Here is a 24,741-nt window from a genome sequence, read left to right on the forward strand (position 1 = left end):
ACACCTCTATTTACTATGACCAGACAAACCGCTAACACCAGGAGTTCCTAACATGGACTGTGGATGATCACCATAGGCAACAACCTCAGGAGATAAGGGCATCTTCTCCCCCTCTAACTGAGAAAATAATCTTCTTGCTAATTCACTGTAGTCAATACCCTCTTTCATACCTTTTCTACCGACCATTTTTAAATTTTCAACTATACATTCCTTAAAAGATGAAAAATCTTTAGGTGAGCAACACTTTTTAGCAAACAATAAAATTTCTAATATTTCTTCTCTCTTTCCAGAATCACCTTTATCATCATCGTGTTTCCAATCAACAACTAACGCTGCAAGAGTATCTTGTATTGATATATCAGAAACAACAGCAGCTCTTTTATGCTGATCAAAGCGATCACACTTCCAGAGATTTATTATCATCTTTCTAATTTCTAGACCAGGATTTTGTAACATGACCTTTGAAATAGAAAAAAGAAGAAGTGAGTAATTTTGGCTTGAAAGTATTTTATTTGCTGGTATTACAGTTTGTTCAAGAGTCAAATTTTCAACAACATCCTCAACTGTATCAATAAACCCCCAACGTATCAATGGGTTAAGAAGTGAGTATATTCCCTCATCTTCCTGTGATAATTTATCTAGCAGGGCATTTTTATCACCTATGTTACGCACACAAAAATCTAGAATGGCAGCACTATTTTGGTTACATTGAGCAGAGGATAAAGCAATAATTGTTTCAGTAATCTTCTTATCTTTATCTTCTCTTTTCAAACGGTTACAAAAATATTCTACTCCTTCGCTCCACTTAAATTTTACAGCTCTCTCAAAACCATCTACCGCATTATCATGTTGCTCTAATTCTCCAGACTCTTTATTGATCCAAAAACTGAATACAGGATCCTGACTCTTCATATATTCTAGTAATGAGTCTCTCATGTATCTGTCAGTTATTGGATTGCCGTCACCATCAACTGCATCAGAAGGAAAACTATCCTTGTAAGATGCAAATTGCTCTTGAAAGAGAGGATGAATCTTATCTACCAGACAATACCTACATGCCATGTCATATCTCGAAAGCGGGTTATCTATTTCACCTGATTTTTCTTCAGTAAACCTTTGTCCTAAAATTGTGTTGTTCAATCTAGTACCTGACCAACAATTTTCATCGCGAAATATGTTGCATAAGAATTCTAATTTGCTGTCTTCTAGATGTTTCACTTGCCTAGTATAGGCTTTTACCCATCTTTCAATAGCTAAACGCTTTCCAGCAGCAATTTTAGAATCTATATATTTTATAACACCCTGTAATTTTTTAAGGACTGCAGCATGACGATCTGTTTTTCTTGGCATTGCACTCTCCATATAAAAATACTTACTGCATTATGCAAAAGTTAGAATCAAATATCAACACTAAATTTATCAAGAATAAGAAAAATTTTATGAAAAACATTTTCTATATTTAGATATTATGCGTTTAACTGATACGTAGAATTGGTGAGAAAATCAAACAGGCCATAGCGAGAGTAGCGAAAGAGTTAGATATAGGCTCTAGACTAGTGGATAAAGAAATATAATAAGTTAAAAATGGACAGAGCTTTAAGGGAGTTGCAATACTTAGGCTTTTTCTTTAAGTTGTTCAGTTTCATCTATCGAAAGGCCGGTAGACTCAGCTATTAAGTTAACAGATACGCCAGCTTTCAGTAAGTTTTTTGCAACTTCAATTTCCCTTTCTTTTCTGCCTTTTTCGTGACCGATTTGGATGCCTTCTTGTCTACCTTCTTGTCTACCTTTGTGAGTAGCATCATCTAGTTTTTGTTCCAAGATAGCAGCTTCTTTCTGTAAATCCATTACCCTTTCTTCATAAGCTAATAGGTCCTTCTCATTCCAATGGAACTTATCTAATTCATCATATGCTAGCTTTATTATTGGTGATTTTTCTGCTATTTTTCTTAAATCTTCATCAGTTGTTTCTTCTGCGTATTTGAAGAAAAATAGCCAACGATCTACTACATTTTCTAGCTGCTCTTCTCTGCTCTTAGGAAACTTTGGCAACTCAATGAAGATAAATTGAAAATCTTTTAAATCATGCTCGTTAGTTTTTTCATCTCTTATGGTATGACTAGATATATAATCAAGCTTATCAGGAAATAAATTACAATTGGAAATAGCAATAAAGAAAACCTTCTTTAAATCAATATACTTACCACCTTTATCAGCCTGTCTTGAATAAGCCTTAGCAGCGTAAAGTTGAGCGCGTTTTTCAAATCCTTTATCACGAGCGAGTTGCATCTCAATCACGTACCTTGCCCCAGTAGAATCCCTGCACAGGACATCAACAATACTCTGCTTATCAGAAGCAATTTCAGGGTCCATAATGGTGCTAAGGAATTCGACTTCTTGTATAGTATTTATTTCAGTAAACCCTAAAATATCATTCAAAAAGTGGATAAGGATATTCTTATTTTTTTCAGTACCGAATATTTTTTTAAATGTTAAGTCTAATTTTGGATCGAGAAACTTCGAAAGAGCCATGAGAAAGTAAGATAAAAAGCATTAATAATTATACACAATTGTGAAGAAATATTCAACTAAAATTCAAACCACAGGAGATAACATTTCGGGCTGGGTTTTTACAACTATTTCTGTTTTTAAATTAGTTGAGACATCTAATAGAGAACTTGATTTGCATTGATATTCAAGCTATATCCTGATAAGACTGAGAGTTGGAAATATGGCAATAATTCTTTTAGATACAAAAACAATAAACCGTATAGCAGCGGGTGAAGTAATCGAAAGGCCAGCAAGTGTAGTAAAGGAATTAGTAGAAAATGCAATAGATGCTGGAAGTTCAGAGATAGAGATCAAAATAGAAAGTGGTGGGCGTAATCTTATAACTGTAACAGACGATGGAAGTGGAATAGAAAAGGAAGATTTGGAACTTGCGTTTATGCGCCACGCTACTTCAAAATTAAGCGATAGTGAGTTAATAGAAATCAAGCACCTTGGGTTTAGGGGAGAAGCTTTACCTTCAATTGCAGCAGTAAGCAGAATGAAATTATCGTCTAAGGCAAGTGGAGCAAAGGAAGCATGGTCTATAAGGTATGAGGGAGGAGAAAAAGTAAGAGAGATTACCCCTTGTTCTTTGTTGCAAGGTACATATATTGAAGTTCGTGACTTATTTTTTGCTACACCAAATAGACTAAAGTTTCTAAAAACCGAAAGGACAGAAACACAAAGTATTGTTGATATTGTGAATAACTTAGCGATGATTAATTATAGTATTGGGTTTACTCTCACTTCTGGTAATAAAAAGCTCTTAAAATATGTTAAGCAAACTTCGCTGTTCAACAGATTATGTGAAATAGAAAAAGAATTTCAAAGCAATTCACTGGAAGTTAAAGAGGAAGAAGAAGGCATCAAACTTAAGGGACACATCTGTAAACCTAATGTCAATCGTGGCAACTCAACTCAGATTTATACGTTTGTTAATGGAAGGCCAATGAAAGACAATCTACTTGTTGGTGCAATTAGGTATGCGTATCACGATTTTATTCCAAACAATAGGTATCCTTTTGCAGTGTTGCATTTAGAAGTACCATATGACCAAGTAGATGTAAATGTGCATCCAAATAAATCGGAAGTAAGATTTCAAAATAAGAGGTTAATATATGAAATAGTGAGAAGAGGGCTAATAAAAGCGTTGTCAATGAGAATAGGTACCTCTTCAGTGAGTGATATTGATGGATCTAGGTGTCAAGGTATTGGAGAAGAACTGGGTGGTTCGCCTTTTGATGTTAGTGAAAGTCAAAGGAATAGTGAGCGTGTTAATAATGGAAAAAGCAGAGAAGTAAAGGGTCAAAAAGAATTTTACGAAAGGAAGCCAAGTCTTTTAGAAAATCGTCTAATGAAAGAATTCAATGCACCAGATGAAAGAAAGCGAAGCTTATCAGGAAGTTTTAAGTATGAAGGTATAGAGAAATCTACACCACAGAAAGGAGTTATGGTTCTAGAAAGAGAGCAAATTGATTTAATAGCGGATCATCCTCTAGGGTATGCACGCTGTCATGTCTACAATACTTATATTATTGCTGAGGCTAAAGGCAAATTGATTATAGTAGATCAGCACGCAGCTCATGAGAGATTGATATACGAGTGCTTAAAGCAAAAATCAAGCATAAAAAGACAAAAACTTCTTCTTCCTGAAATAGTTGAGATTAAAAACCAAGCTGGAATGGAGATGGTTAAAACTTATAAAGATAAGCTTTTTGAAATGGGTTTTGGTATTGAAATAGAATCAGAAGATAAAGTAAGGGTAAAAGAAATACCTGCAATCTTGGGAACAATAGATATAAAAGAGATGCTAGTTGATATAGTAGATAAGTTAATGGAAATAGAAGATACGCTACCAATAGAGGATAAGGTGAACAAAATATCATCCATAATCGCTTGCCACGGAGCAGGAAGAAAAATGAAATTGGAAGAGATGAATGAGATACTAAGACAAATTGAGAAAACTCCATATTCTGATCACGGAAGACTAACGTATATAGAAATGAAACTAAGTGATATAGAAAAATTGTTTGAAAGGAGATGAGTTCAGTTTGTCAAAAAGGTTCCCAATTAAGTATACGTAACAGCTCTTCTGGTTATGGAGTATAAAATGTGAAAAAAGAGAATAAATGCTCTAATTTTTTAGATTACAAAGTAATAGGACAGGAAGTAAGAAATCGTAGATTAGCAAAGGGATATACTCAAAAAGATTTAGCAAAAAAAATCGGAACAACATATCAGGTAATACTGCAATATGAAAAAGGAACACGCAGAATTTCAATTAAGAAGTTATATGAATTAGCAGAAGCATTATCAACAACTGCTAGAGATCTAGCTTGCGGACAAGAAGTATCAAATGAGGAAAGGTATGAGGAAGAAGAGATATTAAATCTAGTAAGAAGACATAAAGAGATTAAGGACCAAGAATTACGTGAAACGTTTTATTTATTAACTAAATTCATCCGTATTAGTGAGGAAGAAAGTGGAAAGGCAGTAAAAGTAGAGGTGGCAAAGGGTTTAGTTAAGGAAGGAGTTTCTGCTCATGTTATCTCTCAAACGACCAGTTTATCTATTGATGAATATGATAATGATGAGAAAAAAATTTCCATTCCGTATAAAGTAGGTCAAAGAATAAAAGAATGGAGGTTGAGAAGAGGATACACTCAGGAAGATTTAGCAAGTAAAGTGGGTATAATAAATCAAAGAATATATGAATATGAACAAGGACGAGCTGGTGTTTCACTTGAAATGTTAGATGAAATAGCAAAGGTACTATCAATTAGTATTACAGACCTACTTCCAGAAACAAGAGAAAATGAGAATAGTGAAGCAGAGCTATCAAGGTTAATAGAAGAATATAAAAAGATTAAAAGCCAAGAGCTACGTAATGTACTAATAAAATCTCTGTTTGAAAGCATACAAGTTTGCAAAGAGAAAGTGAAGAGAGTAGAAAAGATGAGAATTGCAAAGAATTTAGTTAAGGAAGGAATTTCTATCAATATTATTTTAAAAACAGTGGGCATCTCTTTAGACGAAATTCAACAAATTTAAAATAAAAAATCAGTATATATTAATATCTTTACCTATTCATGAAAAAATAAGTAAAAAAGATTGAGAAATTGATTTGACTTCACTCAAAAGCTATGGCTTTATGCCAATACTGACAAAAAAACAGCAGTAAATATATAAAAACATTTTGTTATTAGTGAAGGGTAATTTTTATGAATAATAAGAAAGATCGTAGAGAAGAAATAGAGTTCAGAGCATTAGAAAGCAACGGTAAAGCTCTACTTGATCGTGAAGTAATAGAAACGTTTCTAAGTGCAGTGCATGACAGGGAAGAAGCTCGAATTATTGCTAGAAAGCTAATAGATAGTTTTGGAATAGGAGGAGTTTTAGGCCAGGAAATAGATGACTTGAAAACTATAGAAGGGATAACTGACTCTACAGTAGCAGTAATTTTATGCCTAAAGGAAGCTGCAAAGAGAGTACCAAGAGAAGAGTTAAAGAAAGGACCTGTAATGGATAACTTGGAAACCATAGTAAAATATTTGAGGGTGAGTATTGGTTATTCAGAGGAGGAAAAGATGAAAATAATATATTTTGATCAAAAGTGCCGTTTAAAGGGGGAAGAAGTGTTTACTGGTACAGTGGATAAGGTACCTTTTTACATAAGAGAAGTAACAAGAAAGGCATTAATAAGAAAAGCAACGTCAATAATAATATCGCATAACCACCCAGAAGGAAGGTTAAAGCCATCTGATGAGGATGAAGCTGTAACTAAAGACTTGGCTAAAGCTTGTCAGGCTATAGGGATTAGGTTACTGGATCACATTATCATCACAAGTGTTGGGTATTTTAGCTTTAAAGAGCAAGGACTGTTATAAAGCAGATATTTGAAGATTTTCGGGAACGTTCAAAAAAGTGTGTCAAACCGAAAAAAAAGTAATAAATTGATATAAAAAATGGAGGTTTGATATGAGTCAAGCAAATAGAACTACTGGTTTGGTAGATTATAAAGAATTAGAAACAAATATCCTGTCATCTATACGAGAAGGAAGACCATTGACAGGAAGAGATGGAGCATTAACACCGTTTATAAAAAGGTTGCTAGAGGCAAGTCTGGAAGGTGAAATAGAAAGCCACATGTCAGCTAAAAGTGAAGAAAATAACCGAAGAAATGGTAGAAATTCAAAGACTTTGAATACAAGTTCAGGCTCATTTGAACTATTAACACCAAGAGACAGAGAAGGAAGCTTTGAACCGCAAATAGTCAAAAAAAGGCAAACAAGCCTACATCCAGAACTTGAAGCAAAGGTCTTAAGTACATACGCCAGTGGCATGGGATACAGAGACATAGCTTCACACGTTGAGGAAATATATGACCATAAAATATCAGCAGCAGAGATATCCAGTATTACTGATAAACTGCTACCAGTAATCAATGAATGGCGCAGCCGTCCACTGCAATCAGTGTATCCAATAGTGTTCATGGATGGCATGTTTTTTAAGGTCAAGGAGGACGGACATTGCGTAAGTAAATGCATGTATAATATATTGGGTATAAATCAAAATGGCAGAAAAGAAGTATTAGGTTTTTATTTGGCTGAAAGTGAGGGAGCTAACTTCTGGTTGGGAGTTTTAAATGACCTCAAAGAAAGAGGAGTAGAAGATATTCTAATTGCCTGCATTGATGGACTAAAAAGCTTTCCTACAGCCATCAACAGTGTATTTCCCAGTGCAGAAGTGCAGCTATGTATAGTACACCAAATAAGAAATTCTCTGAAATATGTATCCAGTAAAGATGTGAAAGTTTTCATGAATGATCTGAAAAAAATATATCGTGCTTCAAGTAAAGAAATTGCTGAGAATTATCTGCTTGAGCTGGAAGAAAAATGGGGAGAGAAGTATCCTTTAGTTATAAAATCCTGGCAGAACAATTGGGAAAACTTATCCAGTTATTTTAAGTATTCTGGACCAGTTAGGAAGCTGATTTACACCACCAATCCAATTGAGGGGTTGCATAGACAAATCAGGAAATTTACTAAAACTAAAGGTTCATTTACTAGTACAAATGCCTTGTACAAACAGGTATATTGTGCTATAAAAAAGGTAGAGCAAAAGTGGATTATGGCTCTCCCTAATTGGGCTTTAACTATGTCTCAACTTGATATTTTCTTTCCAGATAGATTGAAAATTGAGTTGAACTAAAAATGCGGCTTGACACACTTTTTTGAACGTTCCCAGATTTTCATGAGTTGTTTAACTACTTGAATGAAGAAAGTATTTGCAAGTACATTAATTATTGCTTACAATTAATGAGAAAGTATATATTAAATTAATAATAAAGTAATAAAGTCGGTTATAGACTTAGTTAAATATATTTAATAGCGGAGGCTAATATGAGTAATAAAATAATTGTACCTTTTGATGATCAAGAAGGAGGTACTTACGAGTTAAACATTGATCTTGATAGATTATCAAAAGGTGAGGTGTTAAATGCTATTGTAGGAATAGGTCGTACTAACACCTTTGTAAGCAAAATTAATAAGGCTAAAAAGCCTGAGGAAATAGCACCTTTCCCTGGTAGAGAAGTTCGCGAAAACAAAATCAACTGTGGGAAAGGATTTGACTATGTTTATGGCACAAAACCTGCAAGTGATCAAGAAGATAAAAATCCATTTACCTCCGCCTTGCAAAAAATAAAGCCAAGTATAAGCGAAAGTGAAAAGTTGAGCTGGTTTAAGAGTGGGGTGGTAAAAGCAAAAACCCCAAAAGAGATGAACAAAGTTATAGATGAAGTAATAGGTGATGGAACAAGGCTAAATGCATGTAATGATGGGGAATGGAGTTTCTCAGAGTATGTAGTATTAGGTACACATTTTCATAAATTTGATAAGGTTGATCGTAAAAAGGTAATACGTAAATTAATGTTAAGCGGTGCAGAGTTTCATGATACTCTACTACAGAATAAACTGATAGGTGAAATCTATGATGAGCTACAACCAGAAGTTCAGCTACAGATAGATAAGCAACTAGAAGAACTAGAAAAAGCTGGCGAAAGTGCTGTTCAAGAAGGATCCTTAATAGATCTCGAGATAGACAATACAACATCAGTGCGACCCGAAGTTGCGATTTTGTGATGGTTAGATTCCATCTTCCCTAGACATCAGGGATAATGTATGTCTCACATTTTAAAGAATGGCAACCTTTAGGATGCAAGCATGAGATAAAAGCAGGTAATGCTAAACCTTATAGCAAACTCCTGCAAACAGAGTTAGATATGGTTACGAGAGAAACTTATGATTGAATTGTCGTTATATTGAATATGCGAAATTAAGGTTGTTTTACGCATAGACCAAAATGGTATGAAGCATACGAGGAATTAAAGTTAGATGTCTTTGATTATAGATGTTCTCAGCTTCCGGTAAAAAGTAAGAACCTAAGTCTAATACGAAACAAAATCGTGAAACGGGATAACCATATAGGTGCTCTTATATTCATTTGAATGTAAGTAGGCAGCCAGCCATAAGCACTTACATTGGAGGGATTGTCCAAGAAGCTAATGCCCAAAGTAATATTTGGGATATGCAGACGTGGACACTATAATTTGGAGGGTAAAGTTGTGAATAGTAGTAAATATGTTATAGACCAACAATTTGTTAGGTATGAATGGAATACAATTCCTTGGCGTAAAGTTGAGAAATTTGTATTTAAGCTACAAAAGCGAATTTACCAAGCTGCAATATGTAATGATAAGAAGAAGGTACATAAACTTCAAAGATTATTACTCAATTCAATAAGTGCAAAACTACTTGCTGTCAGAAAAGTAACTCAAGATAACAGAGGGAAGAAAACTGCAGGTATTGATGGAAAAGCAAATCTTAATCATAAAGAAAGATTACAATTAGCATATTCTTTAAATGTAAGAGAAAAAGCGAAACCATCAAAACGTGTTTGGATTCCAAAACCTGGAAAACCAATAGAATATCGCCCTCTTGGTATACTTACTATCTCAGATAGGGCAAAAGAAACACTTATGAAAATGGCACTAGAGCCAGAGTGGGAGGTAGGATTTGAACCGAACATGTATGGTTTTAGACCTGGTAGGTCATGTCATGATGCTATTGAAGCCATATTTAATTCACTGAATTGGAAAACAGCGTACTGTTTAGATGCTGATATTTCTGGATGTTTTGATAATATTAATCAAAATGCTCTGTTGGAAAAACTTAACACTACACCAACCTTTAGAAGAATTATAAAAGGATGGTTAAGAGCTGGAGTAATGGAAAACAGAAAATTTGAATCCACAAAACGTGGTACAATTCAAGGAGGGACGATCTCACCGTTACTTGCTTGTGTTGCATTAAATGGATTAGAACAATATATCAAAGAAACGTTATGGAATGAACTTCTTCAATATAGGAAGATGAAATGTGGTGTTGCAAGCAGTAGAGAAGCAAAAAGCTCATTAAGTGTAATTTTCTACGCAGATGACTTTATCATCATACATGAGAGTAAGGAAATCATTCTGAAGGCAAAAATGATAGTTGAAGAATGGCTCAAAACCATTGGACTAGAATTGAAACCTTCAAAAACAAAGATTTCTCATACTCAAAATGGAGAAAAGCCAGGATTTAATTTTCTTGGTTTCTCAATAAGGCATTACTCTACGAAAAATAATAAGAGGGGTTATAAATTATTAGTCAAACCAAGTCGTGAATCCAGAAAACAGCATACACTTACTATAAAACATAAGATTAGAGGATTAAGAGGATCAACACAAGAAACAGTAATAAGACAGCTTAACCCAATTACTAGAGGGTGGAGCAAATATTATTCTTCGGTTGTGTCAAACAAGACCTTTAGGTTTATTGACAGTGTAGTGTTTAGAAACATCTGGAAGTGGGCAGTCTACAGGCACCCAACCAAAGGAAAATACTGGATTAAAAATAAATACTTTAAAAAGTATAAAAACGATAATTGGCGATTTATGACAAATAACAAAGTTCTTCTTATTAAGCACGGAGATCATGCTATTAAAAGGCATGTCAAAGTGAGAGGAAACAAGTCTCCATATGATGGCGATTGGGTTTATTGGGGTAATCGTTTAAGGAAGATACCAGATAAACTACCAAGAGTAATAAAATTGTTAAAGTTACAACAAGGTAAATGTGGTCATTGTCAACTTTGGTTTAAAAATGATGATATCTTAGAAACACATCATATTGACCGAAACAGACGTAATAATATGAAAAAGAATTTATCCTTGTTACATGGACATTGTCACGATGAATTACATAGAAAGTGTGCATGACAAGCACCAAATTATAGAGGAGCCGTATGAGGTGAAAGTCTCACGTACGGTTCTGAAGTCGAGTGGGAAGAGGCGACTTTTCCCACTTAGATAACTATATAGAATTTTCTGATAATAGCAAGGTAGAGGTAGCCAAAATACTGGAAGCAAACAGAAAGTTAGGAAGTAATATTTTAAAAATTGGTAATGATGCAGTTGAGGTTAAAAGCGAGAAGGGAGGTATAAGAAACTATATCGATATGTCAGATGAAAGCTCTATTATATTACAATTTCCTACAAGCATTGGTCAGCTAAATATTATATTGTACCACGATGTAAAAAAATATGATCAAGTACAAGTCAGAGTAGAAAACAAGGAAATGTGGGCTGAGTTACAAAAAAGAGGCGAAGAAATAGGAAAAAACTGCCTTTTTGGGGGAGTGAAACTTCAAGAAGCAGTAGAGAAAGGTAATTTCACTAGATGTGGCATATGGAATGAAAAGTATGCTATAAAAGAGATTAGCAATGATGAAGTATTGTCTTCATGGGTAAATAGAATACGTGAAGGTAGTAAAGAAACCTTTAGAGAACTTTAATGCGTCTACAGCCAACTTTAAGGTTCCAGAGGTTTTTTCTTGCCGTTATATCTGGAGCCTTTGAGCTATAGTAGAAGATATTATATGTATGGTTCTTTGTATGGAAAAAAGTCTAGACTGTGAAGTAGGGCAAAAAGTGAAAAGTTGGAGGTTAGAGAGAGGGTATACTCAAAAGGATTTAGCGGAGAAGGTTGGTGTAAAGTACTGGGCAATACTGCAATATGAAAAAGGGAGTCGTAAAATTCCAATTAAGAAGTTATATGCCATAGCAGAAGCATTATCAGTGAATGTTAAAGGTCTAGTTTGTGGAGAGACACTACCAAATGAAAAAAGATATTTTGAAGATGAAGAAATATTAAATTTAGTAAAGGGGTATAAGGATGAAGAATTAAGCGAGGTATTTTATTTATTAACCAAATTTATTCGTTTGAGCGAGGAAAGAAGCAGAAAAGCGGTAAAAATAGAAGTAGCAAGGGGTTTGATGAAAGTAGGAGTTTCTGCTCATGTTATCTCTCGAACAACTAACCTATCTATTGGTGAGTATGAGGAGAACAAAATTTCGGTTCCATACAAAGTAGGGCAAAGGATAAAAGAGTGGAGATTGATACGAGGATATACACAAAAAGATTTAGCGAATAAAGTTGGCATAACAAATCAAGGAATATACGAGTATGAACAAGGGAGAGCTGCTGTTTCACTTGAAATGTTAGATGAAATAGCAAAGGTATTATCAATCAGCATCATAGATCTGCTTCCCGAATCAGATGAAGAAGCGGAAGAAAAGCTATCAAATTTGATAGGAGAATACAAAAAGATTGAGAGCCGGGAATTACGCGATATGCTAATCAAGTCTTTATTTGAAGGTATACATGTTTGTAGAGAAAAGGTCAGAGAGGAAAAGAAGATTGAAGTTGCAAGGAATTTAGTGAAAGAAGGAATTTCTGTTGATATTATCTTGCAAACGACAGGCTTATCAAATTATATGATTGAGAAATTTTTGTGATTTCATAAAAACTTAGCCAATAGTGGATTTTTTTGTGATAGAATATATGTTTGCTTCTGTAGGAAAAACAGCTTTTAGAGGATTTATCTATGATAATTCAGAGCATATTGGCTCAGCAAGCTACGAGCTGGGGAAAAAAATAGAAGGTTGTAGGATAGTACAAGGGTATACTCAGGCAAAATTAGCAAGCAAAATTGGTTTAACACATAAGGAAATACATAACTTTGAACTAGGGTGCAAGGCTATTACAATCAAAGAATCGTATATAATAGCAGGAGCATTGTCAGTCAATGTTATAGATCTACTTCCAGGACCAACAGTACTAAGAGAAAACAGTTGGTATGAAGATGAGGATAAAGAAATAGTCTATCTAACAAAAATACATAGAGAAATTAAGGATCAGGAATTACGCAAGAAGCTGTATCCATTAGTAAGGTTTGTATATATTAGCGAGAAAATTAGCCAAGAAGAAGCGAAAATAGAAGTAGCAAAGAATCTAGTGAAAGAAGGAGTTTCAGTTGATATTATTTCCCAAGTGACTCGCTTATCTACTTATGAATATGATGATATAGAGAAAGAAATTTGTACTGATTCTATACTCTACAAAGTGGGAAAAAGGATAAAAGAGCAGAGATTAATACGGGAATACACTCAGGAGGACTTGGCAAATAAAATTGGTTCAACACCTAAAGAAATACACGACTATGAACGAGGATATACAGACATTCCAATTGAAATATTATATAAGATAGCAAAGACATTATCAGTTAACATTAAAGCTCTTGGACTAACAGAATATGAAAATGAGCCAGTTTTTGGGTTTATAGGTAAATGCGAAAAAATTGAGGATCAAGAATTACTGAATACGGTAGCCAGATCTTTATCTGAAGGAATGCAAACTGGTAAAGAAAAGGTTAAAAAAGCAGAGAAAATCAAGATTGCAAAAGATCTAGTTAAGGAAGGTGTTGCTATTGATATTATTGTGCGAGCAAGTGGCCTAACTGCTGATGAGTTGGGTGAGTGTGAAAATTGAATGTGTTTAAGATATAAGTAAAGTTAGTTAATGATTTAACCAGCAGAATTTGCTAACCAACTTTTTTGGCTCAGTTGAATTTTGCTTGGTATAAATTAAGATATGAAATCGCAAAGTTTATCTATTAATTTCTGATTGTCCTCTATCATTGCATTTGCCTCTTGTTGAAGAGATTTGATATTTTTTGATGTAATGTTATCCATGTCAGCCGACGCTAGCTTCAATTGCGATTGTATTCTTACGTATCTATTGCCTATTACTTGATTCATCTGATAATTTACGCAGTCCAATCCAGAGGCAAACATCACATTTAACAAAGGTTTTATCCAGCCTATTTTTCCAAATCTCTTTGAATTGGCATACTCTATGCTTCTATCTGTTCTTCCAGTACCTATCGATAACAGTAGAATATCATCATTTGGAAATAACCTCTTACCACTTGCATATGCACAAGCCGCTGGATTATTTGCAAATACCCCGCCATCCACTAATACCATTTCCTTGTGGTTGATTTTAAGATATTTAGGTGCAAAGTAAGTAGGTGCAGCCGTTGCAGCTCTGAGTGCATCTTTCAGCTTAATATTACCTTCTTTCCAGCTTTTGAAGAAAAATGGGCAATTATTCTGAATGTCGTAACTGGTAAGCAGTACATTATTTAAAGTGTTTTGTAGAGTATCATCACCAAAATATTTGTCCAATACAAATTCAATATTTTTATATGGGTATTGTGCACAGTTAAACCAAGATAATATTGATCGCCTAAAAAATGAAGACTTGAAAATATATGGTCCATATTCCCGATAGAACTCGACTAAATCATTAGCAGAATATTGAGGTTTATCTTTTTTACATAATCCAGCTACAACAATTCCACCGGTTGAGGTCCCTGCCATAAGATCAAAGATTTCAGCTATCGGTTTTCTTGTCCTTTGCTCTATTTCTGCTAGAATAATGGCTGGTATGATGCCTCTAATGCCACCTCCATCAACGGATAAAATATATTTAATCATTGTGAATTTGGGTAAAGGTATTAAGATTTAATTTTTCCGCTTAGAACGTGTAATTTAAACTCATCCAATTCCTCAGAAAGATTTTTTACCCTTTCCTCAAGTACTAACACTTTTTCCATTAAACCATATTCAATAAGTTTATCGTGAAATTGTACCCTTGAGTCTAGCTTGGATAACCACCATATAAATGCTACTGTTTGTATTAATAACGTGATAATTACTGTAATTGGGATTTTTTGATTTTGCATAATAATTTAAAATGTGAATTTATTATGGATAGTTTTGGAAGTTTATGTACAGATTATAGAAAACTTATAGCTTTAGTGATTACTTTTTGTTGATTCGTATTGATCCTCTGCTTCTGCAAGTAACTTTATTATTTGATCGTAGGGCTTGTCTTTGTTGTGCCTTGACCTTAACACAGCTACATTTCTAGGTTTTTTTCCATCATCGTTTATAATGTTAGGATTAGCGCCTTTTTCTAGCAAAAATTTGATAATCCTTAAATCACCATAATATGCAGCATTATGTAGTGCTGTGCTTCCATACTTGTTAATAATGTTTACGTTAACTCCCTCATCTATTAAAAACCTAACTATCTCTAAACATCCCCCTTCTGCAGCGTAATGTAACGCAGTTAACTTAGGCATGTGTGTATCAATATCTAATAAATTTTTTACTGAGAATTTTACAGTCTCTAAGTTACAATTTTGAGAAGCAATGCGTAATATCGTTTTATAATTATCTACAGCTTTTGCCTTCATGTAGGAATAGGTAGCAATAATACATACTATTACTGTTATAAGCCACCAAAAATGCAGCTTGTTTTTTGTATCTTGACCCAATTTATCCATATTCAACATCTTTTTAATATTAAATAGATCATTTACTCATTTTTTATTAACATTACTTACTCAAAGATGCTGACAACATAGTAAGGTAACCTGAGCTATTTAAAGTATGCTCCGCTCTATTAACTATCCATTTACCATCTACCGCTTGATTAAAACCTATAAGATTAAGTTTAGCTTCTGCAAATAACTCTGGATTACCAGGCATAGTTATATCTAAAGTTTCATTGTTACGCTTCAATTGTTTCAACTTGGCATTTGCTGCACTTAATGCTGACTCTGCATTTGGATAGATTTCTAGCATAATATAACTTGGCTCGCCACTACCAACTGTTTCTTTAATAGTCTCACCCTTTTCATAGCTATGCCATTTTGCTACTACTGAATTATACTTATCACGTACAGTAAAATGCACTTTCCAATTAATTCTGTCTTGAGGTCTAATAGTCGTTGTTCCTAAAGCTTTTCCTGTGGCTGATTTTGCCATGTTTTTTGAAATAAATAATATGTACCCACCAGCTAATTTTGCCATTGCTTCACGCTCTGTTGCGATCTTTGTTAACAGACTTATATCACTTTCATCTACCTGATTAATATGGGGTATTAATACATTCTTAAATTCCTCAGCGACTTTGTATCCATATCCATGTTTTTGGGCTATTTCTTTTACTAAGTTTTCTATGGTAATTTGGCGCCATTCTTTTGATACTTTTGCCTTCAAAGATATTCTTAAATTTGTTGCATGAGCTTTGATTAGTAGAGTCTTAGGTGGGCCTTGTATCGTAACTTCGTTGACTGTATATACACCCATTGGAAAGATTCCCGTTTCCTTATAACCTAGTGCTATGTTCAATTCATTTGGAATTTCTACATTTTCATTGCCATGATCAATACATACCTCTGCAACATCATCTATAGTACCAGATTCGTCGGTAAGATGCACCGATATTACATGATCTTTTATTCCTTCAATGCTAAATTCAGGTTTCATTTATTCCCACACTTTTAACTTCGACTTTTTTAATTGCTCTTGTATTGTAGGTAACCTGATCTTTAATCCTGCAGGCAAAAAACTTCCATAATCTGCAAGTCCAGGGTTTTCCTCCAATACTATTTCTACTGCTCCAGAGCTATATCCATAGTGTTTAAAACATACGTAATCTAACATTTCGTTTTCTCGGGTTATATAATGTACTGTCATGCATAACGCCTTAAACTTAAGCTAAATTGAACCTTTTTTGCTAATCCACATGGAAAATACGACGTTTGCTTTTCTTCTAACCGCACAATAACAAATCTTCCCAAAACATTTCCTAAATTGTCTATTAAGATACTTGGTTCCTGATTTTTCTCAGCTTCTTTCATACTTTTTAATTGATTTAAATCATTGAGATTATGTAAATAAATTACTCCTTCTAAGTCTATATTTTCTGTACCTTGGCCAATATTTTGTAATGAAGGTATTTTACCAATACACTCAATAGTACTCCAACGATTTTCTTTACTGTACCTTACACTTGTTGGAGAAAGCTTATGTTGACCAAGTGATAGCATTAGTAAATTGGCTCTATTGAATCAAATAGAACGTCTCGCGATTTTTCTCTTATTCTTTTTATTACTGCATCAGCAAGACTACGTACATCTTGGTTAGGTTCTGCTTTAATACTTATATTAAATGTAAAAGTTTGATTGAAAATTTTTTGTTCACACTTTTCACAGTCTTTTAAAACTTTCTCTGAATTATCTGCTATAGAACCTTTTTCTGTAATCACACTTTCAATAATATTCGTTCTACTATTCGAAACTCCACTAAAAGCATTATTATTCAATAAAGGATTTCCTTTACTAAAAACATTTCTATTTTCACTAGTTGCACTGCCTATTTTTGCTTCTACTGGTATCTCTAATGCTTTTATTGGATTATCATTAAACAATTTTCCTATACCAATCCAATTTTCTATAGGTTTTGTAATTGATTTCCAGATACTTGAAAAAAAGTCCTTCACCTTTTGCCAATCAGCAATTACAAGCGCTGCACCAACTGATAGTCCAGCAACAGCAGCTCCTATAGGATTGGTTAGCGTTAAAGCTTTCAGTCCCATGATCACTGCTGGAATTACTCGCGCTGATAACGAAGTTAGTACTGGTAAAAGTGTTCCCTGCAAAATAGCCTTAAAAGTTAATATTCCACCCCCAGCTAATGCAAATGCATAACCAAAACCTACCACTGCAATCTTGCCAATAATAAGAGCTGAAATTATGCTCATAACTCCTGTAGTCAAAATTGGACACTTCTCTGCGAACCAAGCTATACCTGTAGATATAGACCTCAAAATCTTACTTATCCAATTTAAAGTAGGTAGCATAACTGACCCTAAGTTCATTCCTAGCTCTGCTATTGTATTTTTGAGTAGCTGCAAATTATTTGCTGTAGTACTTGCGCGATTGTCAAATTCTTCTTGCATGGAATGTTTATACTTTTCTTTGTCAGCTACAAGAGCTATGGCACCTTCATATTTTTTTAGACTTCCAACTATCAATGCAATATCATCTTGATATTCTTGACCAAAGAGATTGAGAAGGATTTGTGAACGTTCTTGTTTATCTATTTTCTCTAAAGTTTTAAAAAAATAGAGTAATGCTTCTTGACCGTTTTGAGCAACTTTTTGTGACATCTCTTCTGCAGTTATGCCCATGGATTCCAATGTTGCTTTAAATTCTTTTCCTTGTCCCTCAGCAGTTTGGAGCTTAGAAAGTAAAGCGTTTATGGCAGTTCCTGCTTTTGCTGGTTGTTTACCTAAACTAACTAAGGCATTTACTAAACTACTTGTCTGATTAATATCTAAACCAAATTGTTTTGCGGTACCACCAACTATTGCTAGAGCTTCAACCATATCTTTTGCTTTGGCAGCAGTGTTATCTGAGAGGTGATTTATAACGTTGCCAACTCCTTCCATTTTTTCTTCTGCAATTCCATAAATGTTAGCGAGTTTGGCAATAGAATCACCAGCTTGTTCAGCAGACATGTCAAATGCTGTAGCCATTTTAGCTACTGTTGTGGTAAATTCAAGTAGCTTATTTTTGTCAATACCAAGTTGACCACCACTTGCAGCTATTTGTGCTAACTCTGCAGCTGATAGCGGTATTTCACGAGATAACTTCTTTAATTTTTGAGCAAATTCATTAGCTTCGTTTGTCCCTTCTTGAAAGCCTACTACTTTCTTAACATCAGCCATAGCACTTTCAAAGTCAATAGCAACTTTAATTGGCGTTGCAAGCGAAAGTCCTAGCCCTATAGTCTCCATTACTTGTGATTTATAATGTGCTTTTCTTGCTAAAGCATTTTGCTGTTTTTGTATCACAGATCCTAGTTTACTATATTTCCCTTTTAGCACTTCAATAGATGAACCAAGTTTAGTTTGATCCCTCACTAAAGATTTAATATCCTTTCCACTTTTCCTTATTTCTTCATTTAATGTGTGAAGTGCATCTCTCTTTTTAATATAAGCCTCTTTTGCCCTTGATGCCGATGCTTTCAATTTTTCGAATTCATTTCTCAGTGCTTTGCTTGGCTCTTTTTTTTCCTTCTTCTCTTTAGCAACTGCTGTAGCTGATTCTTTCGCTTTCTTCTCCGCTTCCTTCCAATTCTTCATGGCTTCAAGGGCATCATGATTTAGTTGCTTAAATTTGGAAACAGATTTCATTGATGAATCAAGCTGCTTTATACTATCACCCAACTTAGAAAGCTTTGCTGCACTACCTGTCATTGCATTATTAAAACTGCCATCTAACGTTGCACCTATTTTTATTGAAAGCATTGACATTTTTTTGTTACTCCTTCACTTACTTCTAACCACTTTAGAAACTCTTTTGTACTCATATTAATAATTTGCTCAATTCCACTTCCTGTTGTTGAGCTAAGTTTTAAAATATTGAATCTTAACTCCTCTGTTCCAGCGGCGACAAAAAACCTTTTAGCACCTTCTGTATTTCTACATAATCTTTAATACATAAATCTTCAACTACTTCTTTTGGTACGGATGCTAGATTAGTAATTAAAGCTACTTCTTTCAAAGCTTCTCCTTCTATGCGTTCTATAGCCAGTAAATCTCTTACTTTAGGTTCACGCATCGATAATTCTGAGATAGAAATACCATCAACTGTTATTGGATTATCAAGTTTTACTGTTGTCATACTTTCTCCTAAAAAATAAAATTCTAAAATCTTTTTAAAATTAAACCTAAATACCTAAAACCGTTTGCAGCAAGGCCATCTGATCCACACCATTTATCTTTCTAATCATATTCTCAGCGTCGATCTCTATCAGCTCATTACCACCTATAGTAAGTTTATAGTAATGGGCAGCTACAGTACATTTAAGAGTGGCTTTTTCAGCAGGTTTCCAGCTACCAAAATCAAATTCTTTAAAAATGCCTCTTAAATTGATTATTACTCCTTCAATATCATTACTACCACTTCCTTGCATTCCTCCACGAAGAGTTAAAGATACTGAGTTTCCATCTATCAAGCCAAAAAGTCTAAATAGTTCTGAATCATACTCAGCGAAAGTAAAGTCTGCTTCAAGCTTTTCCATGCCCATGTCAATATTTATTGGGATATCCATACCACCAGCTCTATATTCCTCTGTTTTAATGGTGAGTTTTGGTAGGGTAATTTCATCAATTTTCCCTGCATAACCCCGACCATCTACGAATACATTAAAATTCTTTAAAATCTTCGGTAACATCTCTTTCTCCCATTTTTATAATATTGTACCACTCACAAGATGTGACCTGAAAGTAATCTGCTCTGCTGGATATGGTAGTGTAAACTCAAAGTCGAAGTATACTTTTCCACTTGCAATATTTGCTGGCGTATTGAGTTCTGGGGTTGCATAACATCTTCCACTGATAATCGCTCCTTGTGCTTTTAAACTTGCCAGATAGGAATTCACCCCCTCAATCACATCATCTATATAAGTTTTGGTAATATTTCGATCAACTGCCCATAAATGAGCTCGAAGTAAACTATCGTTGATTAAATCTGCAGTTCTTCTTACTGACAGAAAAGCCCATTTTGAGTCATTTGAACATGTTCTATTGCCCCAAAGCCTATAGCCATTTTGATGAATTATCGTTGTTACTTCATTTTCATTTAAGTGGTTTGCTCTACAATTTATATTACCGAGCGTAAAATCAATAGGCCTGCTTGTTCCAACAATACCATTTATCTCTTTATTTGAAGGTGAGTGCCAAAATCCTTGTTCGCTATCTACTCTCGCTATTAAACCAGCTACAAATGAACTTGGAGGCAAGATTTCTTCTTTTCCTTCAATATACACCTTAACCCATGGGTCAACCACGTAAACTCTTGAGCTGCCTACACTTTTTCTCCATTTTATTGCTTCTTCATCATTGGTATTTGGACCATCTGCTACTATTATGCTTCTCAGCTTTTCTGCTATAGGAATTAATGCTGCAACCACTGGATTTTTGCCATCTTCTGGTAGTTGGTGAGTAAATTGAGGTGCAATTAATATTCTTGGAGCAACATGAACTATGCTTTCACTACTGAGGAATGCTTCTATCCCTTGATACTCTCCAGTCTCTTTATCAACACCGCCAATTATATTCTTCAGCGTCTCTTCTTCTTTTAATTTTGGATCACTTTCTTCAACTCGAATAACTACTACTGTTGCACCAATTTGGGAAAATATTCCTTTTACTGCTGAGAAAAGAGTTCCACTCCTTCCAAGCTTTGCTGCTTCCTTTAAGCTTCCTGCAACTAACACTGGTTTATTTAGCGGAAATTTTTGCTCATCCGCTTCAGGTGCAGTACCAATTACACCTATCACTGATGATTTAGCTGTACGTACTGTCTTTGCTCCTGAGGTTACCTCAATAACATTTACACCATGTTGTAAGTTAAACATATGATATAAATAAATAAGAGAGAAAGATAACCCTACTCACTATAGGAATAGGGCTATTATGGGCATGTAAAAATTCTTCAGCCATTTTTTTGCATCTTTTGTTTAAAATCATCGAGCAAAGTCTGTAGCTCTACTTCACTTTTAGCTTCTTCAATTTTCCTCTTCGCCATGTCTTCCAACTCCTCGCATTTCACTATTGCTTTTACTGCTTTTTTCACTTTTTCCTCGATTATTCTTGCCATTTCAATAACCGTAATACCACGGACTTTTGCTAAAGGTTCTATAATTTCTTTATCCTTTTCATTCATAGATTCTGGTGCTGCTAGAATGCTTTTTGCGGCTTCCGCTTGAATCTCATAAGATTTAGCTTTTTGGTGAGAATGACCTGCATATTGGTGAGTATGATTATCATAATAGAAGCGCATACTATCAAATGCACAAAGCTTTGCATTATCCAGTAACTCCTTTTGTATATCTTCTTTAGTACGCTGAGCAATTTCTCCTCCCTCTGTTAAACAATAGCTTTTTTGCCAATCAAAATCTTCTGGTGCTTCATACCAATCATTCCCAGTTGGCTTATTTTCAAGTACTGTTACTTCTATCTGTTTGTTATTTTCAAATCTAATATAAATTGGCATTCTTTGCTACCTCCAGAGCTCATAAGTTTCAGATAACCCTGGACATTGCCAAGCCTTTAGTGTTCTCTCTACATCCACCTCAAGCCCTGTGGTTAGAAAATTGCTACGTATGTTATATATTCCCCACTGGATAAATTGACCATAGTTGTATACATAATTTGATGCAAGCATACCTTGACTGACTTGTGTTCTGGAACATAGGTAAGATGATGTGTAAAGTAATGTTGCAACTGTTTTTCCTGCTGGAATCTCCACATTACCAGATCCGGCTAACTTGCTATCAGAACTCGTGTATTGGTAAACATTTTTCCATATTATTCTTGAAATTCTTGATTTATTAGAATTAGTGTTATCAGGAGTTCCTACAAATAATCCTGCTCCCCCATACTCTGTACTCGAGTACGATGATCCAACAAATTCCATTGTCTTATTTATGTTCACATTCGTTGTATTTTTTACAAATACTACTCCAAGTGCAGCATACGGGTAATAGTATATCTCATCATAACTACCCGAAAAACTTTTTGTGCATAACTCTCCGTAAATAAATGTTCCTTTACTTCCCTCTATAAAACTTAGTTGTCTTGGCCGATAAAAACTAACGTAATCTGTATTGTACGTATGGCTACCTGCTAGTAGTTGTAACATATAGTCAGTTTTTGTTATATCACTACTCCACTTTCCAAGCTCTGTTGTAAAAGTTCCGTGGCCATAGTAATTATTTTTTCTGCCAAGTACACCAAATAAGAAAGGTAATGACCCTGATTCAACCATGTTGCGCTTTCTTATTTCATTTATAAGAGACGCTTTTAACTGTTCATCCCGAGTTTTTACCTCATTTATCAGGGATGTTTTTAATTGGTTATCACGAGTTTCTATTTCCCTAATAATTGATGAGCCAGATGGTACATTATTAACAGCACGAAAATCTTCTACTAAACCTTTAAGACCATCTTTATGATCATTGCCAACACTGTTTATTGCTGCAATATTGGCATTCTTTCTCGTATCAAGTAGCGATAAATTTGTTGTTCCTTTTTCATCAATTCTCTTTAATAACTGCTTCTCTGATTCAGAGATCACTGCTAAAGAACTAGCTTTTTTATTATCCAGATCAGTTAAGTGTTTTTTTGCACTATCAAGAAGTTCTTTTAGCTTACCATCAGTCATCTGTACAATTTCAGAAACCGCACTTTTGTCGATTATTGATTCCAGTGCTTTAGCAAGATATGCTAATTGATCTGGTGTACTGTTTACTGCTAAATCCCTAAGCCTTTCTTGTAGTGCATCAATTATTTCTTTTATTTTAGCCATTTGCACAATATCAGAAATAGCTTTTTTATCTGCTATCAATTCCAGCGATTTTGCAAGATATGCAAGTTGATCAGGTGTGCTGTTTGCTGCTAAATCCTTTATCCTTTGGTATATTGCTTCTTTCATTCCCAAAAATTCAAAAAAGTTTCAAATCTAAATCGTTTAAAATTATTTTTTAGTTGATTATGCTCATCTTCTCTTTCGGTAATATCTTCATCTACTTTTTCTATAGCTCTTCGAATACGTACTACATCTTCCACTGCAATATTTTCTGGATGAGGTAATGGATACTCTCTGCTTGTTTTATCATTTGGCATTTTTTTTATGTTATAACAATCCGCAAGTTTTTTACCTTTGGCCGATAAACAACCGTTCCACTTAAAACCAATTTTATCCTTGTCTCATTAGCATTAAAGTTTGTCAGTACATGAGTTCTCTCCACCCAGCTTTCTCCAATTGGTTTTCCTGATGTTAAATTTACTAATTGCCAATCCACGTTTTTTTGTACATATGCTTTAACATCTGCAGTGCCAGGTATCAGCGCATCATACGTTATGGTGATTTTAGTGTTAGCTCCTGCTGTAATGCTTCTAGTTACATAATCTCCTTTTTCCCCTATATTACCCATAACTAGCTGTAACCCAGGATATAGCACTGGACTTTTTTCTTTTGACCCTTTTAAATTTGCCTTTACTGTTAGCTCTCCAGATAGTCTTTCACGCAGCGCGAGCGGCAAGTTATCAGATAGAAAATTTTCTTTTCCTTCTTCATCTGTCAGAATAAATTCTACATTGGTATCAAATGCTACTTTTTCGACGTTCGTCAAAACAATTAAATCTGATACGTTATTTGCAGTAACTTTACCAAGATCAATAACGTGAGAATTTTCGCTAAATTTTGCAGCTAGTAGTCGAAACGTTAAATCTAAATTTTGATGTGGAGTCCAGGTGCTTGCATTGCTAGATGAAAGTAATACTCCTACTTGATATGGCTGACTTGTTACCCAACGGCTATTTACTGCATCATATTTGCCAAGTTCTGCTATCTTTACTGCAGTACCAGGATCATCAGTAAGCAGTACTATTGCATACTCCTCTCCTGCATGGCAAAACACTGGTGACCACTCTATACGTGTTGCTGTGCCATCTATCTTTATATCTTTTGGCTCAATATAGCTTTCAGCAATGACAGTCTGCGAGGGCATTCCCACTGCTGTTTCTCTAATCTGCACAACAACACGTTTTTTGCCGCTATTTGTGAACCATAAGTTTAGGCCTCCTATGTGTCTGCTCTCATTTAAAGTAAATGTTTGGGCTAAAGGGTCAATTCTTCTTGCTGCGATAACTCTTCTTCTTTCTTCTATAGTAATAGTTTTTTTACCAGTATAAGTTGTCTCTCCATAGCTTCCTTTATCCCCATAAAACTGTACTAATTTAGTACCTGCTGGAATATTTGCTGGGATTTTTATCTTTCCCTTTAATTTTCCCTGGTTGTTGGCTGTGAGCATATTTTTAC

Annotated in this window: 24 protein-coding genes and 2 pseudogenes; 10 read left to right on the forward strand and 16 right to left on the reverse strand. The window is 34.6% G+C overall.

Annotated elements, in window-relative coordinates:
- Window positions 1-6: 6 nt before the first annotated feature.
- Both MJ631_RS00760 and MJ631_RS00765 read right to left on the reverse strand, forming a co-directional pair.
- Entirely contained in the window at window positions 7-1,350 is a 1,344-nt protein-coding gene (locus tag MJ631_RS00760; RefSeq protein WP_262986426.1) for a cytoplasmic incompatibility factor CifA, read from the reverse strand.
- 264 nt (window positions 1,351-1,614) lie between these two features.
- The gene (locus MJ631_RS00765; protein ID WP_262986427.1) at window positions 1,615-2,532 is read right to left on the reverse strand and encodes an Rpn family recombination-promoting nuclease/putative transposase; all 918 of its coding nucleotides are present in this window, start codon (window positions 2,530-2,532) and stop codon (window positions 1,615-1,617) included.
- Between the two features lie 199 nt (window positions 2,533-2,731).
- Between MJ631_RS00765 and mutL the strand changes: the two genes are divergently transcribed.
- From mutL to wmk (MJ631_RS00815), 10 genes and pseudogenes are all read left to right on the forward strand, one after another.
- Window positions 2,732-4,594 carry a DNA mismatch repair endonuclease MutL gene (gene mutL, locus MJ631_RS00770; protein ID WP_262986428.1) on the forward strand — a complete coding sequence of 621 codons (1,863 nt, stop codon included), beginning with the start codon at window positions 2,732-2,734 and terminating at the stop codon, window positions 4,592-4,594.
- Between the two features lie 68 nt (window positions 4,595-4,662).
- On the forward strand, window positions 4,663-5,601 hold the full coding sequence (gene wmk, locus MJ631_RS00775; RefSeq protein ID WP_262986429.1) for a WO male-killing family protein Wmk: 939 nt from the start codon (window positions 4,663-4,665) through the stop codon (window positions 5,599-5,601).
- A 170-nt stretch (window positions 5,602-5,771) separates the two neighbouring features.
- Window positions 5,772-6,437 (forward strand): JAB domain-containing protein, encoded by a 666-nt coding sequence (locus tag MJ631_RS00780; protein WP_262986430.1) that lies wholly within the window; start codon window positions 5,772-5,774, stop codon window positions 6,435-6,437.
- Window positions 6,438-6,528: 91 nt separating this feature from the next.
- Complete coding sequence (locus MJ631_RS00785) at window positions 6,529-7,761, forward strand: IS256 family transposase (protein WP_262986431.1); 1,233 nt, start codon at window positions 6,529-6,531, stop codon at window positions 7,759-7,761.
- A gap of 191 nt (window positions 7,762-7,952) precedes the next feature.
- Window positions 7,953-8,666: pseudogene (locus MJ631_RS00790) on the forward strand (hypothetical protein); the annotation flags it as partial.
- Window positions 8,667-8,728: 62 nt separating this feature from the next.
- Window positions 8,729-8,860: a hypothetical protein gene (locus MJ631_RS00795; RefSeq protein ID WP_255521118.1), complete on the forward strand. Its 132-nt coding sequence runs from the start codon at window positions 8,729-8,731 to the stop codon at window positions 8,858-8,860.
- Window positions 8,861-9,115: 255 nt separating this feature from the next.
- Window positions 9,116-10,870: a reverse transcriptase domain-containing protein gene (locus MJ631_RS00800; RefSeq protein WP_262986433.1), complete on the forward strand. Its 1,755-nt coding sequence runs from the start codon at window positions 9,116-9,118 to the stop codon at window positions 10,868-10,870.
- Window positions 10,871-10,962: 92 nt separating this feature from the next.
- Window positions 10,963-11,445, forward strand: a pseudogene (locus MJ631_RS00805) (hypothetical protein); the annotation flags it as partial.
- Window positions 11,446-11,545: 100 nt separating this feature from the next.
- The gene (gene wmk / locus MJ631_RS00810; RefSeq protein ID WP_262986435.1) at window positions 11,546-12,448 is read left to right on the forward strand and encodes a WO male-killing family protein Wmk; all 903 of its coding nucleotides are present in this window, start codon (window positions 11,546-11,548) and stop codon (window positions 12,446-12,448) included.
- 46 nt (window positions 12,449-12,494) lie between these two features.
- Window positions 12,495-13,481, forward strand: a complete 987-nt coding sequence (gene wmk, locus MJ631_RS00815) for a WO male-killing family protein Wmk (protein ID WP_236515186.1) — start codon at window positions 12,495-12,497, stop codon at window positions 13,479-13,481.
- 95 nt (window positions 13,482-13,576) lie between these two features.
- On the opposite strand, the gene MJ631_RS00820 is transcribed toward wmk (MJ631_RS00815), so the two are convergent.
- The 14 genes from MJ631_RS00820 to MJ631_RS00885 form a co-directional block, all read right to left on the reverse strand.
- Window positions 13,577-14,491 (reverse strand): patatin-like phospholipase family protein, encoded by a 915-nt coding sequence (locus MJ631_RS00820; RefSeq protein WP_262986436.1) that lies wholly within the window; start codon window positions 14,489-14,491, stop codon window positions 13,577-13,579.
- Window positions 14,492-14,511: 20 nt separating this feature from the next.
- Window positions 14,512-14,739 carry a hypothetical protein gene (locus MJ631_RS00825; protein WP_007302999.1) on the reverse strand — a complete coding sequence of 76 codons (228 nt, stop codon included), beginning with the start codon at window positions 14,737-14,739 and terminating at the stop codon, window positions 14,512-14,514.
- 72 nt (window positions 14,740-14,811) lie between these two features.
- Window positions 14,812-15,345, reverse strand: coding sequence for an ankyrin repeat domain-containing protein (locus tag MJ631_RS00830; RefSeq protein ID WP_038227557.1), 534 nt, complete (start codon window positions 15,343-15,345; stop codon window positions 14,812-14,814).
- A gap of 52 nt (window positions 15,346-15,397) precedes the next feature.
- Window positions 15,398-16,333, reverse strand: coding sequence for a phage late control D family protein (locus MJ631_RS00835; protein WP_262986438.1), 936 nt, complete (start codon window positions 16,331-16,333; stop codon window positions 15,398-15,400).
- On the reverse strand, window positions 16,334-16,543 hold the full coding sequence (locus MJ631_RS00840; RefSeq protein ID WP_262986439.1) for a tail protein X: 210 nt from the start codon (window positions 16,541-16,543) through the stop codon (window positions 16,334-16,336).
- Window positions 16,540-16,896, reverse strand: a complete 357-nt coding sequence (locus tag MJ631_RS00845) for a phage tail protein (protein ID WP_262986440.1) — start codon at window positions 16,894-16,896, stop codon at window positions 16,540-16,542. The genes MJ631_RS00840 and MJ631_RS00845 overlap by 4 nt, the downstream gene beginning before the upstream one ends.
- Entirely contained in the window at window positions 16,896-19,166 is a 2,271-nt protein-coding gene (locus MJ631_RS00850; RefSeq protein ID WP_262986441.1) for a phage tail tape measure protein, read from the reverse strand. The genes MJ631_RS00845 and MJ631_RS00850 overlap by 1 nt, the downstream gene beginning before the upstream one ends.
- A gap of 115 nt (window positions 19,167-19,281) precedes the next feature.
- Window positions 19,282-19,536, reverse strand: a complete 255-nt coding sequence (locus MJ631_RS00855; RefSeq protein ID WP_262986442.1) for a phage tail assembly protein — start codon at window positions 19,534-19,536, stop codon at window positions 19,282-19,284.
- A gap of 46 nt (window positions 19,537-19,582) precedes the next feature.
- On the reverse strand, window positions 19,583-20,089 hold the full coding sequence (locus MJ631_RS00860; RefSeq protein ID WP_208571690.1) for a phage major tail tube protein: 507 nt from the start codon (window positions 20,087-20,089) through the stop codon (window positions 19,583-19,585).
- A gap of 15 nt (window positions 20,090-20,104) precedes the next feature.
- Complete coding sequence (locus MJ631_RS00865; protein ID WP_262986443.1) at window positions 20,105-21,274, reverse strand: phage tail sheath subtilisin-like domain-containing protein; 1,170 nt, start codon at window positions 21,272-21,274, stop codon at window positions 20,105-20,107.
- A 77-nt stretch (window positions 21,275-21,351) separates the two neighbouring features.
- Window positions 21,352-21,912: a hypothetical protein gene (locus MJ631_RS00870; protein ID WP_262986444.1), complete on the reverse strand. Its 561-nt coding sequence runs from the start codon at window positions 21,910-21,912 to the stop codon at window positions 21,352-21,354.
- A gap of 6 nt (window positions 21,913-21,918) precedes the next feature.
- Window positions 21,919-23,352, reverse strand: a complete 1,434-nt coding sequence (locus tag MJ631_RS00875) for a hypothetical protein (RefSeq protein WP_262986445.1) — start codon at window positions 23,350-23,352, stop codon at window positions 21,919-21,921.
- Window positions 23,349-23,543, reverse strand: a complete 195-nt coding sequence (locus tag MJ631_RS00880; RefSeq protein WP_262986446.1) for a hypothetical protein — start codon at window positions 23,541-23,543, stop codon at window positions 23,349-23,351. The genes MJ631_RS00875 and MJ631_RS00880 overlap by 4 nt, the downstream gene beginning before the upstream one ends.
- Window positions 23,544-23,548: 5 nt before the next feature.
- Window positions 23,549-24,733: a hypothetical protein gene (locus MJ631_RS00885; protein ID WP_262986447.1), complete on the reverse strand. Its 1,185-nt coding sequence runs from the start codon at window positions 24,731-24,733 to the stop codon at window positions 23,549-23,551.
- Window positions 24,734-24,741 lie beyond the last annotated feature (8 nt).

The organism is Wolbachia endosymbiont of Oryzaephilus surinamensis (genome assembly GCF_025617515.1).
Classification (GTDB): domain Bacteria; phylum Pseudomonadota; class Alphaproteobacteria; order Rickettsiales; family Anaplasmataceae; genus Wolbachia.

Coding starts and splice junctions, on each gene's coding strand:
- MJ631_RS00760 (WP_262986426.1), bottom strand. CDS start 1,350: ATGCCAAGAAAAACAGATCGTCATGCTGCAGTCCTTAAAAAATTACAG.
- MJ631_RS00765 (WP_262986427.1), bottom strand. CDS start 2,532: ATGGCTCTTTCGAAGTTTCTCGATCCAAAATTAGACTTAACATTTAAA.
- mutL (WP_262986428.1), top strand. CDS start 2,732: ATGGCAATAATTCTTTTAGATACAAAAACAATAAACCGTATAGCAGCG.
- MJ631_RS00780 (WP_262986430.1), top strand. CDS start 5,772: ATGAATAATAAGAAAGATCGTAGAGAAGAAATAGAGTTCAGAGCATTA.
- MJ631_RS00785 (WP_262986431.1), top strand. CDS start 6,529: ATGAGTCAAGCAAATAGAACTACTGGTTTGGTAGATTATAAAGAATTA.
- MJ631_RS00795 (WP_255521118.1), top strand. CDS start 8,729: ATGTATGTCTCACATTTTAAAGAATGGCAACCTTTAGGATGCAAGCAT.
- MJ631_RS00800 (WP_262986433.1), top strand. CDS start 9,116: ATGCCCAAAGTAATATTTGGGATATGCAGACGTGGACACTATAATTTG.
- wmk (WP_262986435.1), top strand. CDS start 11,546: ATGGAAAAAAGTCTAGACTGTGAAGTAGGGCAAAAAGTGAAAAGTTGG.
- wmk (WP_236515186.1), top strand. CDS start 12,495: ATGTTTGCTTCTGTAGGAAAAACAGCTTTTAGAGGATTTATCTATGAT.
- MJ631_RS00820 (WP_262986436.1), bottom strand. CDS start 14,491: ATGATTAAATATATTTTATCCGTTGATGGAGGTGGCATTAGAGGCATC.
- MJ631_RS00825 (WP_007302999.1), bottom strand. CDS start 14,739: ATGCAAAATCAAAAAATCCCAATTACAGTAATTATCACGTTATTAATA.
- MJ631_RS00830 (WP_038227557.1), bottom strand. CDS start 15,345: ATGGATAAATTGGGTCAAGATACAAAAAACAAGCTGCATTTTTGGTGG.
- MJ631_RS00835 (WP_262986438.1), bottom strand. CDS start 16,333: ATGAAACCTGAATTTAGCATTGAAGGAATAAAAGATCATGTAATATCG.
- MJ631_RS00840 (WP_262986439.1), bottom strand. CDS start 16,543: ATGACAGTACATTATATAACCCGAGAAAACGAAATGTTAGATTACGTA.
- MJ631_RS00845 (WP_262986440.1), bottom strand. CDS start 16,896: ATGCTATCACTTGGTCAACATAAGCTTTCTCCAACAAGTGTAAGGTAC.
- MJ631_RS00850 (WP_262986441.1), bottom strand. CDS start 19,166: ATGTCAATGCTTTCAATAAAAATAGGTGCAACGTTAGATGGCAGTTTT.
- MJ631_RS00855 (WP_262986442.1), bottom strand. CDS start 19,536: ATGACAACAGTAAAACTTGATAATCCAATAACAGTTGATGGTATTTCT.
- MJ631_RS00860 (WP_208571690.1), bottom strand. CDS start 20,089: ATGTTACCGAAGATTTTAAAGAATTTTAATGTATTCGTAGATGGTCGG.
- MJ631_RS00865 (WP_262986443.1), bottom strand. CDS start 21,274: ATGTTTAACTTACAACATGGTGTAAATGTTATTGAGGTAACCTCAGGA.
- MJ631_RS00870 (WP_262986444.1), bottom strand. CDS start 21,912: ATGCCAATTTATATTAGATTTGAAAATAACAAACAGATAGAAGTAACA.
- MJ631_RS00875 (WP_262986445.1), bottom strand. CDS start 23,352: ATGAAAGAAGCAATATACCAAAGGATAAAGGATTTAGCAGCAAACAGC.
- MJ631_RS00880 (WP_262986446.1), bottom strand. CDS start 23,543: ATGCCAAATGATAAAACAAGCAGAGAGTATCCATTACCTCATCCAGAA.
- MJ631_RS00885 (WP_262986447.1), bottom strand. CDS start 24,733: ATGCTCACAGCCAACAACCAGGGAAAATTAAAGGGAAAGATAAAAATC.